Origin of the sequence: Pararoseomonas baculiformis, assembly GCF_017813395.1 — a bacterium.
GTDB classification, from domain to species: Bacteria; Pseudomonadota; Alphaproteobacteria; order Acetobacterales; family Acetobacteraceae; genus Roseomonas; species Roseomonas baculiformis.
On sequence record NZ_JAGIZB010000016.1, the window covers coordinates 45422 to 59396 of the forward strand.

Below are 13975 nucleotides of genomic sequence, written 5' to 3' on the forward strand. Positions count from 1 at the left end.
CGTCGCTCGTAGCCCCGGGGAGAGGAAGAAGGAATTCTTCCTCTCCCCGGACCCCTCACCATCATCTTTTTCTATCAGTTTGAGCGGTTCGGCTGGTGGTGCGCCTCCGGTCCATGACCGGAGGCGACTGCAAGGGCAGGAGCAGGGGCAGAGACCCCGTGTTGCACCGTATCCGCGGCAGCCAGATGGGGTTCCAAGGGCCTCAGGCCCTTGGCGGGCGAGGCCCGGAGAGGGCAGCGCCCTCTCCGGAAACCGGCAGGATCAGAACAACCGCAGCAGCCGGTCGATATACTCCAGCTCCTGGGACGACCGCTCCCGTTCCGCGTGCCGCCGCCGCAGCTCCTCCTGGAGGCGCCGCGTCCGCAGGATCTCCGCCTCGTCCGGCACGCGGGTATCCCCGCCCTCCTCCGAGGTGCCGGTCCCCTCGCGCAGGCGCCGCCCCAGCGGGTCGCGTCCCTCGCCGTTCTGGGCCAGCTGGTCCTGCCCCTCGCCACCCTGCTCGCCACCCTCGGCCATGGCATCGCCCTGGCCTTCGCCGTCCTGCCCTTCGCCCTCCTGCCCCTGGTCGGGCCGGCCGAACTGGCGCTGCATCCGCTGCGCCATTTGCCGCCCGCCCTCGGAAAGCTCACGGATCGCGCGCTCCTGGTGCGGCCTGGCATCCTCGCCCCGGCCCAGCGCCTCGGCGCTCTCGCGCATGGCCTGGTCGGCCCGGCCCAGCGGCGCGGGCACGTCGCCGGTCAGGTCGCCATGCTGCTGCATCAGCTCGCCCAGGGCCCGGCGCAGGGCGCGCTGGGTGCGGGCATCGGCCGCGGGATCGGGCGGCGCCTCCGCCTGCGGCTCGGGCGGGCGGTTGCGGTTCCAGGGATAGCTCATGCGCCGTTCCCGCTCCTGCCGGGCCGCATCGGCCTCGGCGCGGCGGTGGGAACCGTCCAGCAGCCTGGATTCCCGGCGCACCATGTCCTGGACAACGCCCATCTGCTGCTGGCCGCGCTGGCGCTGCTGGCGGCGCTCCTCGCGCTGGTTCTGGGCCATCTGCCCGTTCTCCAGCTCCTCCAGCATCCGCTCCAGCTCGGCCAGTTCGCGCTCTGCCTCCTCGGGGCGGTCCTGGCGGTTCTGCTCGCGCATGCGCTCGGTCCGCCGCTGGGCCTCGCGCTGGTCCTGCGGGCGCGCGGCGCCCTGGGGCGGCGGCGTCTCGCCGTTCTCGCGCTGCAGCCGCTCGGCCAGCGCGTCCAGGTGCCGGCGCACCGCCTCCCGCAGCTCCTGGATGCGCCGGTCCGTCTCGGCGCGGGCGGCGTCGCGCTCGGCCTCGCGCCGCTCCGCCTCGGCCTGGCGTTGCGCCTGCTCCTGCCGCTCGCGCTCGGCCTGCTCCTGGCGGGCCTGCTCGTTCCGGTTGCTGCCGGGCGGCTGGTTCGGGTCCGCGTCCCGCTGCGCCTGCTGCTGCCGCTCCTGCTCCGCCTGGCGCCGCGCTTCGTCCTGCCGCTGCGCCTCGTTCCCCTCCTGCCGCTCGGCCTCGGCGCGCTGGCGTTCCTGCTCCTGGCGCTCGCGCAGGGCCTCGCGCAGCCGCTCCCGCACCTCGGCCAGGGCGCGTGCCGTGCGGTCGGCACGCCCTTCCTCCAGGGCCAGGGCCGTGTCCCACATGATCTGCTGCGCCTCGCCCACCGCCTCCGGGCGCTGGTCCGCCTCCAGCCGCGCCCGCGCGGAACGGAGAGCAAGGGCCGTGGCCGTATCGCCCTCAAATGCCTCCGGGGCGGCCGCCAGCCGGTCCAGCCCCTCCATCGCGGGGCGCCGCGCCTCCGGGTCCAGCGAAAGCCCCTTGCGCAGCAGGATCAGCCCCCGCGCCACCGGATGGTTGAAGCCCCGTTCCGGCAGGACCATCGCCGCCTCGTCGGAACGCCCCTCCTGCCCCGCGCCATCCCGCGCGATCAGCCGGATGCGCACCGGAAGCCCCGCCCAGGGATGCGCCGACAGATCGGGCTGCGCCACGCCACGCGGCGCCCTGGCCTGCCCGGCAGGAACGGGAAGGTCGATCGGCACCGGCGCGGCACCCGGCCGCGCCTGCAGCCGGATCTCGGCCGCGGCGGCGGCCACGCCCCAGTCATCCTCGGCCCGCCAGGGCAGGCGCGTGGCCAACCCGCGCGCGGATTGGGTGGGCGGTTCGGCGAAGGCAATGCGCGGCGGCGCATCCGCCTGCACGGCGATGGACCAGGCCGCGATCTCGCGCCCGCCCTGGCGGATCACCAGCCGCCCGCCGGCATCCAGCGCCATCTCCGCGCTGTGGCTCCCGGGCCCGAGCGCCTGGAACACCCCCGCCGGCACGTCGTCCCGCAGCAATTCGGGCGTGCCGCTGCCGCCCGAAAGCGCCGCGCGCAGCCGGCTGCCCGCCGGCACGGTCACCCTGCCCCCGGCGGGGTCGAGGAAAACGGGCGGCGCGCCCGTATAGGCAGGCGGCGTTACCCAGGCCTCCAGCCGCGTGGAAAGCCCGGGCGGGGCGCCATGCGTCACGGGCCAGAGCGCCCGGCGCAGCCGCTCCGGCGCCTCCGCCCCCGCCATGGTGACGGCGGCCACCAGCGCCACGGCCAGCCCGGCCCGCAGCGCCCGCGGGTCCCGCGCCGCCAGCCCCGGCCGCGGCACGCCCACGCGCAGCCGGCGGATCCGCGCCGCTTCCCGCGCCTGATGCGCGCGCCACAGCGCCATGGCGGTGGGATCATTCCCCGCCGGGCGGTCCAGCAGGGTTTCCAGTGGCCGGTGCGGCAGGCCCGAGGCCCGCTCCAGCCGCCGGTCCGCCGCCTCGTCCCCCGGCACCGCGAAGCCGCGCACGGCCCGCATCAGCGCCACCACCAGCGCCGCGATCAGCACCGAGAGCAGGATCAGGTGGAACAGCGGGGAGAGAAGAAGGAAGGCCCCCGAAAGGGCGAGGGTCAGGAAGATCCCCAGCACCGCCAGGACGGGCCAGGCCCGGGGCCAGATGGATTCCCAGAGAAGGGCGAGCCGGGCCCTGGCGCGCAGGCGCCCGAGCCGGCGGAGCGCGGGGCGGGCCGGCATCCCGTCCCCGCCCCGGCGGGAGGAGGGGTTGCGGGGGTCCTGCCCCGTCAAGCCCCAGCCCCCAGCCACTCGGGCATGACCTGGTTGGCCAGCAGCGCCTCATGCGTCTGCCTGGGCCGCGTCACCGCCCATCGGTGCCCATCCACCAGCACCTCCGCCGCCAGCGGCCGGGCGTTGTAGGTGGAGGACATGGTGGCGCCGTAGGCCCCGGCATCCAGGAAGGCCACCAGCGCCCCCGGCGGCAGGTCCGGCAGCGCCCGGCCGCGGGTGAAGGTGTCCCCGCTCTCGCAGACCGGCCCCACCACGTCGGCGGGGGAGAGCGGCGCGTGCAGCAGGTCCGGCGCCAGGGGCAGGATGCCGTGCCAGGCATCATACATGGCGGGCCGCACCAGGTCGTTCATCGCGGCGTCCAGCACCACGAAGCGCCGGTTCTGCCCGCGCTTCTGCAGCACCACCGAAGCCAGCAGCACCCCGGCCGGCCCCGCGATCCAGCGCCCAGGCTCCAGCATCACGGGCAGGCCCAGCGGCCCCAGCGTCGCCTTGATGGCCCCGGCCAGCGCGGCGGGGGAAGGCGGCACCTCGTCCCGGTACGGAATGCCCAGCCCGCCGCCGCAATCCAGCCGCTCCACCGGCAGCCCGCGTCCGATCAGCGCCTGCGCCAGCTCCGCCACGCGCGAATAGGCGGCGCGGTACCCCGCCATGCCCTCGGTGATCTGGCTGCCGATATGCACCGCCAGCCCGATCGGCCGGATGCCGGGCAGGGACGCCATGCGCGCATAGAGCGCCGCCGCGTCGGTATAGGCGATGCCGAACTTGTTCTCGGCAAGGCCGGTGGAAATCTTCGCGTGGGTGCGCGCATCCACATCCGGGTTGATGCGCAGCGAAACCGGCGCCACCCGCCCGATGGCGGAGGCCACCTCGGAGATGCGCTCCACCTCCTCCGCGCTCTCGGCATTGATCTGGAGGATGCCCTCCTCCAGGGCCAGCGCGATCTCCCGGTGGGACTTGCCGACGCCCGAGAACACGATGCGCCCCGCCGGGATCCCGGCCGCGCGCGCCGCGCGCAGCTCGCCCTCGCTCACCACATCGGCGCCCGCGCCCTCGGCGGCCAGCACCCGCAGCACCGCCAGGCTGTCATTCGCCTTGGCCGCGAAATGGATGGAGGCATCGAGCCCGGCCTCGGCCAGCGCATCGCGGAGCGCGCCGTAGCGGCGGCGCAGGGTGGCGGCGGAATACACCCAGCTCGGGGTACCCACCGCGCGGGCGATCTGCACCAGCGGCACCTCGTCCATCAGCAGCCCATCCAGCGCATGGGCTTTCAGCTGCGGGCGGCGGGCGAGCAGTTCCGCGAAATCGGGGTCGGGCGTGTCGTGGACAGCGGGAAGCGGGGAAGCCATTCCCCTAGTTTGGGGTCGGAGGGCCGCCGCGGGAAGCGTTACATGCGAATTCTGCCATCGCCCACGCTCATGGCGAAGACCGGGGCCGGTCCAGATCGGGCATGGCCTGCTGGGGAAGGGGGAAGCAGATCTCGCATTCCAACCCTTCGGGCGCGAAGCGCAGCCGCACCGTCCCGCCCAGCTGATAGGCCAACCCCTCCTCCAGCAGCCGGGAACCGAAGCCCTGGCGCTCCGGCGGCGTCACCGGCGGCCCGCCACGCTCCCGCCAGGCGATCCTCAGCCCCCGCTGGCCGTCCAGCCCGCGCTGCAGGTCCCAGCGCACCTCCAGCTGGCCCTCCGGCGTGGAGAGCGCCCCATATTTGGTCGCATTGGTCGCCAGCTCATGAAAGGCGAGGCCCAGGGTGATGGCGGTGGTGGAGGGCAGGCGGAAGGGCAGGCCATGGAGGCTCACGCGGCTCGGCGGGCCGCCATGGGGCGCAAGGCTGCGCCGCAGGATCTCGTCCAGCGGCGCCCCGCTCCACTCATTCGCCGTCAGCACGTCATGCGACCGCGCCAGCGCGACGAGCCGGGCCGTGAAATCGGCCTGGAAGGAGGCCGGCGTCTTCGCGTAGCGCTGCGTCTGCACGGCCAGGGACTGCGCGAGGGTGAGGATGTTCTTCACCCGGTGCTGCATCTCGGCCAGCAGCGTGGCCTTGCGCTGCATCCTGTCATGCAGGTCCGTTCCGTCCCGCAGGATGTTCAGGAAGCCCTGCGGCCTTCCCTCCCTGTCCAGCAGCGGCAGCATCATCCCGCTGGCCCAGAAGCGCGACCCATCCTTGCGGACATGCCACCGCTCATTGATGGCGCGCCCCTCCTCCAGGGCGTTGCAGAGCTCGGCGACGAAGGCCCCCTGCTCGCGATCCTCATGGGTGAAGAAGACCTCGCCCGAACGGCCCAGGATCTCGGCCGCATCATAGCCCAGGATCCGGCGGGCCCCGGTATTCCAGTCCGTGATCCCGCCCGTGAAGTCGAGGCTGAAGATGGCGTACTCGGTCGCGCTCTCCAGAATGCGCCTGGCCTGCTCCGCCTGTCCGCGCAGGCGCAGCACCTCGGCCTCAAGGGCCGCGATCCTCGCCGAAGCCGCTGCGGCATGATCAGGGGAAAATGTTGTCACCTGTTCAAGCCTAGGCCCCCCCTTCCCCCGGGGCTGTCGGCTTCCATACATCAGGAGATCGGCGTGCCGATCACCTCCGCGAAGCGCTGGCGCACCGCGCCATGACACTCGCAGGACGCCGCCTCCAGGCGCTGGCGGTCCAGCACCGTCACGCGCCCCGCGGAATAGCGGATCAGCCCCGCCCGCTGCAGCGCACCCGCCGTGACCGTAACGCTGGGGCGGTGCACGCCCAGCATGGTCGCGATGAAGTCCTGCGTGACCGGGATCTCGTCCCCATCCGTGCGGTCATGCACCATCAGCAGCCACCGGGCGAGCCGCTGCTCCAGCCCGTGATTCCCGTTGCAGGCGGCCGTCTGGATCACCTGCGCCTGATGCGCCTCGCCATAGCGGAGCATGAGCGACCGGAAGACAGGACTCGCAGCCAGCTCCTGGCGGAAGGCGCGCGCCTCCATCCGCAGCGCGCTGCCGGGCGCCTGCACCATCGCCTCGACATAGGAGGTCTCGACATCCGCCAGCAGCGGCGTGCCGACGAGTCCCTCCCGCCCGACCATGCCTACCTCCACCTGCTCCCCCTCGGACAGGATCGAGACCATGGAGACGATGCCAGCTTCGGGAAAATAGGCCGCGTCGATCGCGGCACCGGCGCGGTACAAGGTCTGCCGGATGGGAAGTTCGACCAGGCTGAGCTTCGGCAGGAGCAGCGCCAGCACGTCATGCGGCAGCGCCGCGAGAAGGCGGTTGTGGATCATCGGGCAAGAAGGATCAAAAGGCACTCCTCGCAGCAGCTGGCGGGAGCGCGTGTCTCAGTCGCCGGTCGGAAGCCTATGAAGGATTACGGCCGGTCTGGCGGTCGGCTTCCATACATTCCGGTTCGGTGGGCAACGCTGTGCCGGCTCAAGGAAAACGGGATGCCGACCACCTCGGCGAAGCGGCGGCGCACCGCGCCATAGCATTCGCAGGAGGCGGCCTCGAGGCCGCGGCGGTCCACCACCGTGACACGGCCGGCACCGTGGCGGATCAGCCCGGCCCGTTGCAGGATGCCGGCCGCGACCGTCACGCTGGGGCGATGCACGGACAGCATGTTGGCGATGAACTCCTGCGTCAGCAGGATCTCGTCCCCGTCCACCCGGTCATGGGCCATCAGCAGCCAGCGGCCCAGCCGCTGCTCCAGCAGGTGGTTCCCGTTGCACGCCGCCGTCTGGATCAGCATCGCCTGCTGCGCCTCGTTGTAGCGGAACAGCAGGGAGCGGAACGGGGTACTGGCCTCCATTTCCTGGCGGAAGGCCTTCGCCTCCAGGCGCAGCCCGCTGCCGGCAACCTGCGCGACAGCCTCGACGAAGGAGGTTCCGACATCGGCAAGAAGAGGCGTGCCGATCATGCCTTCCCATCCCACCATGCCGGCCTCGGCGTGTGTTCCCTCTTCCAGAACGGAGGTCATGGAAATGATGCCGTCCTCTGGAAAATACGCCGCATCGATGGGCCCTTCGGCCTCGTAGAGCACCTGACGCAGGGGAAGCGGAACCCGGGAGAGCTTCGGCAGGAGCCGTTCCAGGGCAGCGGGCGGCAGCGCCGCGAGCAGGCGGTTGCGGGTGGAGGAAACCGGAGGGGAAAGGGCCAGGACAAGCTCCTCGCTGGACGTGAGGCGGGAGCACTCGTCTCTCTCGGTCGCCGGCAGCCAAAGGTCGCAGGCAGGCGATAGGGGGAATGTGGGCCCTTGCCCCTGCGGTTCCCAGGCCGTTCCGGGAGAAAACCGGATTTCCCCGCCCGGCCCTCGCGCCGGTCCGCTCAGCCCGCGCCCGGTTCCGGCACCCGCAGCGGTTCCGTGCCCGCCCCGCCCGGGGCGCCCAGGGCCGGCATGATCCCCTCCGCCAGCAGCGCATGCAGGGACGCCATGTGAACCGGGTCGCGCGGCGCCGCGGGGTCCGACAGCATCACCACGCTCAGTCCCATCTCCGGCACCAGGTAGAGCATCTGCCCGCCATAGCCCCAGGCGAAATACACGGGCATTCCCCGCGCCTCGCCGATCCACCAGCCATAGCCATAGAGCTGCCCGCTCCAGGAGGAGCGGGTGCGTGGCACCCAACTCTCCGCGATCCAGCCCGCCGGGATCACCCGCGCCCCGTCCCACAGGCCGCCCAGCCGGTAGCACTCCCCCAGGCGCAGCAGCGCCCTCGGCGTCAGCCGCATGTCGTTCCCGCCATAGTACCGCCCCTGCGGATCGCGCGGCCAGGGCGGGATGGAAATGCCCAGCGGCTCACCCAGCCAGTCCCGCGCCAGTTCCAGCAGCGAACGCCCCGCCGCGCGCGAAAGCGCCGCGCCCAGCATGTGCGTGGATCCGGTGGAATACTGCATCCCGCCCCCCGGCTCATCCACGAAGGGCCGCGCGAGCGCATAGGCCACCGGGTCCCGCGCCGCTGCCCAGCCGCTGTAATTCACGCCCGAGGTCCGCTCCAGCCCCGCCCGCATGGTCAGAAGGTGCCCGATGGTGATCCGCTCCGCCCGCGGGTCCAGCCCCGCCATGCGCCCGCCCAGCAGCGGCAGCACCGGCTGGTCCACCCCGCGCAGCACCCCGCGGGAAATCGCGCAGCCCACCAGGGCGGAGACAACGGTCTTGGAAGCGGATTTGATGTTCTGCGGCACATCCAGCCCCGGCCCGCGGAACCGCCGCTCCGCCAGAACCCGCCCCTCACGGGCCAGGGTCACGCTGTACAGGCGCGGCAGGCCGGCGGCTTCCGCCAGCACGGCATCCAGCGGCGCGGCGCGCACCGGGCGTGCCAGCGCGACGAGGGCAAGGCCGAGCAGGGGACGACGGGGCAGGCGGTTCATCGCCCCGCAGATGGGGCCACATCCCGGCGGCGCCCAGGCGCCGAGACCATCCGTTACCCGAGGGATGCCACGCCGGCCCCGAGAGGAGCCGGCGTGCCCGGAACGCCTGTCAGGACAGAGCGGCGGATCAGATGATCCGCAGCCGCCCGATCAGCCAGCCGATCCCCACGGCCACCGCGGCGGCCGTCAGCGGCTGGTCGCGGATGTAGTCCTCCAGCTGCCCGATCTGGTTCTGCGCCTCGCCACGCAGCTGCCGGCTCTGGCCGCGCGCCTGGGTCCGGCTGTCGCCGATCAGGCCGCCAATGCCCTCCTGAACCTCGCCCGCCGCCTTGTTGCCGGCGCCGATGATGCGATCGCTGTCCATGTCTCTCTCCTCGAATGCCGTTCGGCCGCGACGCCACGCGACGCCCCGCGGCTGGGGAAACGTGGGGAAGGGACCTGGGTTGTGGTGAAAATTCCGGAACAGAAAAGGGACCGGGCGGCCACCCGCCGCCTCTCGCACGCCCCCCGCGCCCATGGCAGGTTCGCGCGCCATGCCTCTCCTCCGCCAACGCCGCTTCCTCGTCCTCCTCGCCCTCGGCTTCTCCGCCGGCGTGCCCCTGCCCCTGGTGGCCGGCCAGGTGCTGCGCCAGTGGTTCACCGAAAGCGGTATCTCCCTCACGGATATCGGCCTCACCGCCCTCATAGGCCTTGCCTATTCGCTGAAGTTCCTCTGGTCCCCTGCGCTGGACACGGTGGCGCCGCCCTTTCTCTCCCGCCTGGGGCGCCGGCGCGGCTGGCTGCTGCTCATCCAGCCCCTGCTGATCCTCGCCATCCTCGCCACCGGCTTCAGCAACCCCGCCACCGGCCCGCTCGGCACCGCCGCACTGGCCGCCTTCGTCGCATTCCTCTCCGCCAGCCAGGACATCGTGGTGGATGCCCACCGCATCGAGATCCTGGAGGAGGAGGAACAGGGCTACGGCCTGGCCTGCTACATCTGGGGCTACCGCCTGGCCCTGCTGGCCAGCGGCGGCGGCACGCTCTGGCTGGTGGGCGCCCTCGGCTGGGGCGGCGCCTATGCCTATGCCGCCGCGCTAATGCTCGTCGGCGTCGCCGCCACGCTCGCCTCGCGCGAAGCCCCTGCCCCCGTCACGCCGCCCGTCCCCTGGTCCACCCGCCTCAACACCTCGGTCGTCCAGCCCTTCGCGGATTTCATGCGGCGCCCGCTCTGGCTGGCCATCCTGCTCTTCATCGCCCTCTTCAAGCTGGGCGAGGCGCTGGCGGGCATCATGACCACGCCCTTCTACCGCTCCCTCGGCTTCACCCGGGAGGACGTGGCGGCGGTCGCCACCGTCTTCGGCCTCTTCGCCACGCTCGGCGGCGCGCTGGCCGGCGGCTGGGTGGTCGCCCGCCTCGGCACGGCGAAGGCCCTGGTCTTCACCGGCCTGGGCCAGATGCTCTCCAACCTCATGTATGTGGCGCTGGCCCATGCCGGGCATGACTACCCCATGCTCTGGGCCCAGGTCGGGATCGAGAACTTCACGGATGGATTGGCCGACGCCGCCTTCGTCACCTATCTCTCCAGCCTCACCAGCCGCGCCTTCACCGCCACGCAATACGCGCTGCTCTCCTCCCTCGCCGCCGTCCCGCTCCGCACCCTCGGCGCCTCCTCGGGCTGGCTCGCGGAATCCCTGGGCTGGCCCGGCTTCTTCCTGATGACCACCGCGGCCGCCCTGCCGGCCATGGCCATCATGGTCTTCCTCCTCTGGCGCCTGCCGCCCCCCGAGCCCGCGCGCGCCGTGGAACCCGTGCTGTGACGGAACCCGGCGGCCGCCCCTCCACCCCCTGGCGCGTGCTGGCCTGGCTGGCGGCCCATGCCCCGCGCCGGATGCAGGCGCAGGATTTCGCCCGCCTCGCGGGCTATCTCCTCTCCGCCATCGCCATCCTCGGCTTCGCCGGCCTCGCGGCCGAGGTTCTGGAAGGCGAGACCCTCGCCTTCGACCGCGCCGTCCTCCTCGCCCTGCGCGACGCCGGCGACCCTTCCGAACCCATCGGCCCCCGCTGGTTCGAGGAAGTGGCGCGCGACATCACCGGCCTCGGCAGCCATGTCATCCTCATCGGCCTCACCCTGGCCGTCACGGGCTACCTCGTCCTGGTCCGCAAGCGCGCCGCGGCCCTGCTCGTCCTCGCCTCCATCGGCGGCGGCACCGCCCTCAGCGCGGGGCTGAAGGTCCTGTTCCAGCGCCCAAGGCCGGACCTCGTGCCCCATGCCGTGGAGGTCTACACGGCCAGCTTCCCCAGCGGCCACGCCATGCTCTCGGCCGTCACCTATCTCACCCTCGGCGCCATCATCGCGCAGGTGGAGGCGCGCTGGCGCACCCGCGGCTACGTCCTCTTCCTCGCCATCACCACCACCCTCCTGGTCGGCGCCAGCCGCGTCTATCTCGGCGTGCACTGGCCCACAGACGTGCTGGCCGGCTGGTGCCTCGGCGCCGCCTGGGCGCTGCTCTGCTGGCTCGTCGCCCTCACCCTCCAGCGCCGCGGACAGGTGGAAACGCCGGACTCCGAGTCATGAGCAACGCCCTGCTCTGGACGCCGCTCCTCCTCATCGGCTCGAACGTGCTGATGACCTTCGCCTGGTACGGGCACCTCAAGCAGCCCTCCTGGCCACTCTGGCTCGCCATCCTCGTCTCCTGGGGTATCGCCTTCCTCGAATACTGCCTCGCCGTGCCCGCCAACCGCATCGGCTACGGCACCTTCACGGGCCAGCAGCTGAAGGTGATGCAGGAGGTGATCACCCTCTTCGTCTTCGCCGGCTTCTCCGTCGCCGTGCTGGGCGAGCCGCTGCGCTGGAACTACTTCGCCGCCATGCTCTGCCTCGTCGCGGCGGTGGGCTTCATCTTCCTGAAGGTGGAGTGAGGAAGGGGCGCCGATGCGCGTCTCCCTCCACGCGCTCGGCACGCGCGGCGACGTCCAGCCCTGCATCGCCCTCGCGCTCGGGCTGATGCGGCGCGGCCATGCGGTGCAGCTGGCCGCCCCGGCCCAGTTCGAGCGCATGGCCGCGGCGCGCGGCGTGCCCTTCGCACCGCTCCCCGGCGAATTTCTCGCCCTGCTGGATACGCCCGAGGGCAAGGCCGCCATCGCGGGCAGCAAGGGCTTCGGCGCGGGGCTGAAGCTCCTCAAGCCCCTGCGCCCCCTCATGCGGCGCCTGCTGGATGCCGAATGGGAAGCAGCCCGCGCCTTCGCGCCGGACCTCATCCTCCACCATCCCAAATGCATCGGCGCGCCGGCCATGGCCGGGCGGCTCGGCTGTGCCCACATCCTTGCCTCGCCCTTGCCGGGCTTCACCCCCACCGCCGCCTTCCCCAGCCCGCTCCTGCCCTTCGCCTCGCTCGGCCCCCTCAACAGGCTGAGCCACTGGCTGGCCATTCGGGGCGCCCAGTCCCTCTTCGCGCGGCTGCTGCGGGCATGGCGGGCCGAACAGCTGGGCGGCGCGGCCCCACGCCCCTCCGCCGGCACGCTCTATGCCTATAGCCGCCACATCCTCCCCCTGCCTGACGACTGGGGGGAGGATGTCTGCGTCACCGGCAACTGGTTCCTCGACGAGCCCGCCTGGCGCCCCCCGGAAGCCCTCGCCGCCTTCCTCCAGGCCGGCCCTCCGCCCGTGTATATCGGCTTCGGCAGCATGCCCGGCCTCGATCCGGCGAGGCTGACCGCGATCATCGCCGAAGCCCTGTCCCGCACCGGCCGGCGCGGGCTGCTGGCGCGCGGCGGCGGCGCCATCGGGGCGGCCGCCCTGCCACCCGGCATCATGGCCATCGACGAAGCCCCGCATGACCAGCTCCTCCCGCTGGTCCATGCCGTCATCCACCATGGCGGCGCCGGCACCACGGCCGCCGCACTCCGCGCCGGCAAGCCCTGCGCCATCCTCCCCTTCTTCGGCGACCAGCCCTTCTGGGCCCGCCGGATCACAGGCCTGGGCGTCGGCCCGCCGACCCTCGACCGCCGGACCCTCTCCGCCGAAAGCCTCGCCACCGCCATCGCCGCCCTGGACGCCCCGCCCATGCGCGCGCGCGCCGCGTCGCTCGGCGCCCGCATCCGGGCGGAGGACGGGATCGCGGCCGCCCTGGCCTTCATCGAAAAACGGATGCGGCGGGCGGGCTGAACCCCGCGCGGCCGGCCACCGCCGAACGCCGCCTCGGCCCCCGCCGCATGGCGGCTGGGCAGGGCCCAAAATTCCCCTTGCAGAAAGATGGAGGTTTCTCCATCTTCGCTCCTGATCCGGGCCCCTCTGGCGACCCGGCGGCCCCGTGCCCCTGCCCCCGTGGCAAGGCACGGCAGCTGCCCCGCGATGTCGGATCGTCTTCTCGCGCAATCGGGCCCGGTGCGCACCTTCCGCGATGTTCGCAGCCACCACTGCGTCTCGCTGCCGGCCGGGCCCCCTTCCTTGAGGAGCCGTACCGGTGGAAGCATCACTGTCGTTCTGGATTTTGTTCAACGCGGCCGTGCTCGGCCTGCTGCTGCTCGACCTCGGCGTCTTCGCGAAAAAGGACGCCAATGGCGACCCGGCCCCCGTGCCGGTGAGGACCGCCATCATCAAGTCGGCCGCCTATATCACCCTCGCCCTCGTCTTCTTTGCCTGGCTCCGCATGAGCTATGGCGCAACGCCCGAGGAACGCAGCGCCAAGAGCCTCGAATTCCTGACAGGCTACGTCATCGAATGGTCGCTCTCGGTCGACAACATCTTCGTCTTCATCCTGCTCTTCGCGAAATTCGGCGTGCCCGCCGCCTACCAGCACCGCGTGCTCTTCTGGGGCATCCTCGGTGCGCTGGTGATGCGCGGCATCATGATCCTCGTCGGCACCGCGCTGATGCGCGAGTTCGACTGGATCATGATCGTCTTCGGCCTGTTCCTGATCTGGAGCGGCTGGAAGATGCTGCGCGCGGCGGATGAGGAGGCGGACCCGACCGACAGCCCCATCCTCCTCTGGCTGCGCCGCCACCTGCCGGTCACGGATGGCTTCCGCGGCAACGCCTTCACCGTGCGGGAGGCGGGCAAGCTCATGGTCACGCCGCTTGCCCTCGTGCTGATCCTGGTGGAGCTGACGGACCTTCTCTTCGCGCTGGACAGCATCCCCGCCATCTTCGCGGTCTCGACCGACCCGTTCATCGTCTATACCGCGAATGTCTTCGCCATCCTCGGCCTGCGCGCCATGTATTTCGCGCTCGCCGGCATCATCCACCGCTTCAAGTACCTGAAGCACGGCCTCTCGATCGTGCTGATGATCGTGGGCGCGAAGATGCTCGCCAACTGGTTCGCGGGCGGCAAGGCGGTGCCGGTGGAATACGCGCTGGCTCTCACCGCCTCCATCATCGCGGGCTCCGTCGTCCTCTCACTGTGGAAGACCCGCAACAACCCGGCCCTGGAGGAGGTTCCCCCCATGGCCGAGCAGCCCCGCGGCTGACCGGGCCGGGGGCTGGGGCACTGCCCCGGCCCCCCACGCCGCCGCACCCCGCTCACCCGCGCATGGTCCCCTGGATGGAACCCGGGCACGATCACGCAAATGAGAACGAAACA

12 protein-coding genes are annotated in these 13975 nt (G+C 72.1%); 5 read left to right on the top strand and 7 right to left on the bottom strand.

Annotated features, from left to right (window positions below):
- Nucleotides 1–261: 261 nt before the first annotated feature.
- The 7 genes from J8J14_RS16425 to J8J14_RS16455 form a co-directional block, all read right to left on the bottom strand.
- Nucleotides 262–3093 (bottom strand): DUF4175 domain-containing protein, encoded by a 2832-nt coding sequence (locus J8J14_RS16425; RefSeq protein ID WP_209380623.1) that lies wholly within the window; start codon nt 3091–3093, stop codon nt 262–264.
- A complete protein-coding gene (gene lysA, locus J8J14_RS16430) occupies nt 3090–4439 on the bottom strand; it encodes a diaminopimelate decarboxylase (protein ID WP_209380624.1) in 1350 nt (449 codons plus the stop codon). The genes J8J14_RS16425 and lysA overlap by 4 nt, the downstream gene beginning before the upstream one ends.
- 67 nt (nt 4440–4506) lie before the next feature.
- Entirely contained in the window at nt 4507–5592 is a 1086-nt protein-coding gene (locus J8J14_RS16435) for a sensor histidine kinase (RefSeq protein WP_209380625.1), read from the bottom strand.
- A gap of 50 nt (nt 5593–5642) precedes the next feature.
- Complete coding sequence (locus J8J14_RS16440) at nt 5643–6341, bottom strand: Crp/Fnr family transcriptional regulator (protein ID WP_209380626.1); 699 nt, start codon at nt 6339–6341, stop codon at nt 5643–5645.
- A gap of 83 nt (nt 6342–6424) precedes the next feature.
- Entirely contained in the window at nt 6425–7030 is a 606-nt protein-coding gene (locus J8J14_RS16445) for a Crp/Fnr family transcriptional regulator (RefSeq protein WP_209380627.1), read from the bottom strand.
- Nucleotides 7031–7377: 347 nt separating this feature from the next.
- Nucleotides 7378–8418, bottom strand: a complete 1041-nt coding sequence (locus J8J14_RS16450; protein ID WP_209380628.1) for a serine hydrolase domain-containing protein — start codon at nt 8416–8418, stop codon at nt 7378–7380.
- A 127-nt stretch (nt 8419–8545) separates the two neighbouring features.
- On the bottom strand, nt 8546–8782 hold the full coding sequence (locus J8J14_RS16455) for a CsbD family protein (protein ID WP_209380629.1): 237 nt from the start codon (nt 8780–8782) through the stop codon (nt 8546–8548).
- A gap of 169 nt (nt 8783–8951) precedes the next feature.
- On the opposite strand from J8J14_RS16455, the gene J8J14_RS16460 reads away from it, so the two are divergent.
- From J8J14_RS16460 to J8J14_RS16480, 5 genes are all read left to right on the top strand, one after another.
- Nucleotides 8952–10214 (top strand): AmpG family muropeptide MFS transporter, encoded by a 1263-nt coding sequence (locus J8J14_RS16460; RefSeq protein ID WP_245215857.1) that lies wholly within the window; start codon nt 8952–8954, stop codon nt 10212–10214.
- Entirely contained in the window at nt 10211–10972 is a 762-nt protein-coding gene (locus tag J8J14_RS16465; RefSeq protein ID WP_342452469.1) for a phosphatase PAP2 family protein, read from the top strand. The genes J8J14_RS16460 and J8J14_RS16465 overlap by 4 nt, the downstream gene beginning before the upstream one ends.
- Nucleotides 10969–11316 (top strand): DMT family protein, encoded by a 348-nt coding sequence (locus J8J14_RS16470; protein ID WP_209380631.1) that lies wholly within the window; start codon nt 10969–10971, stop codon nt 11314–11316. The genes J8J14_RS16465 and J8J14_RS16470 overlap by 4 nt, the downstream gene beginning before the upstream one ends.
- A gap of 13 nt (nt 11317–11329) precedes the next feature.
- A complete protein-coding gene (locus J8J14_RS16475; protein WP_209380632.1) occupies nt 11330–12562 on the top strand; it encodes a glycosyltransferase in 1233 nt (410 codons plus the stop codon).
- A gap of 298 nt (nt 12563–12860) precedes the next feature.
- Nucleotides 12861–13862, top strand: a complete 1002-nt coding sequence (locus J8J14_RS16480; RefSeq protein WP_209380633.1) for a TerC family protein — start codon at nt 12861–12863, stop codon at nt 13860–13862.
- Nucleotides 13863–13975 lie beyond the last annotated feature (113 nt).

Coding starts and splice junctions, on each gene's coding strand:
- J8J14_RS16450 (WP_209380628.1), bottom strand. CDS start 8,418: ATGAACCGCCTGCCCCGTCGTCCCCTGCTCGGCCTTGCCCTCGTCGCG.
- lysA (WP_209380624.1), bottom strand. CDS start 4,439: ATGGCTTCCCCGCTTCCCGCTGTCCACGACACGCCCGACCCCGATTTC.
- J8J14_RS16445 (WP_209380627.1), bottom strand. CDS start 7,030: ATGACCTCCGTTCTGGAAGAGGGAACACACGCCGAGGCCGGCATGGTG.
- J8J14_RS16460 (WP_245215857.1), top strand. CDS start 8,952: ATGCCTCTCCTCCGCCAACGCCGCTTCCTCGTCCTCCTCGCCCTCGGC.
- J8J14_RS16440 (WP_209380626.1), bottom strand. CDS start 6,341: ATGATCCACAACCGCCTTCTCGCGGCGCTGCCGCATGACGTGCTGGCG.
- J8J14_RS16470 (WP_209380631.1), top strand. CDS start 10,969: ATGAGCAACGCCCTGCTCTGGACGCCGCTCCTCCTCATCGGCTCGAAC.
- J8J14_RS16475 (WP_209380632.1), top strand. CDS start 11,330: ATGCGCGTCTCCCTCCACGCGCTCGGCACGCGCGGCGACGTCCAGCCC.
- J8J14_RS16455 (WP_209380629.1), bottom strand. CDS start 8,782: ATGGACAGCGATCGCATCATCGGCGCCGGCAACAAGGCGGCGGGCGAG.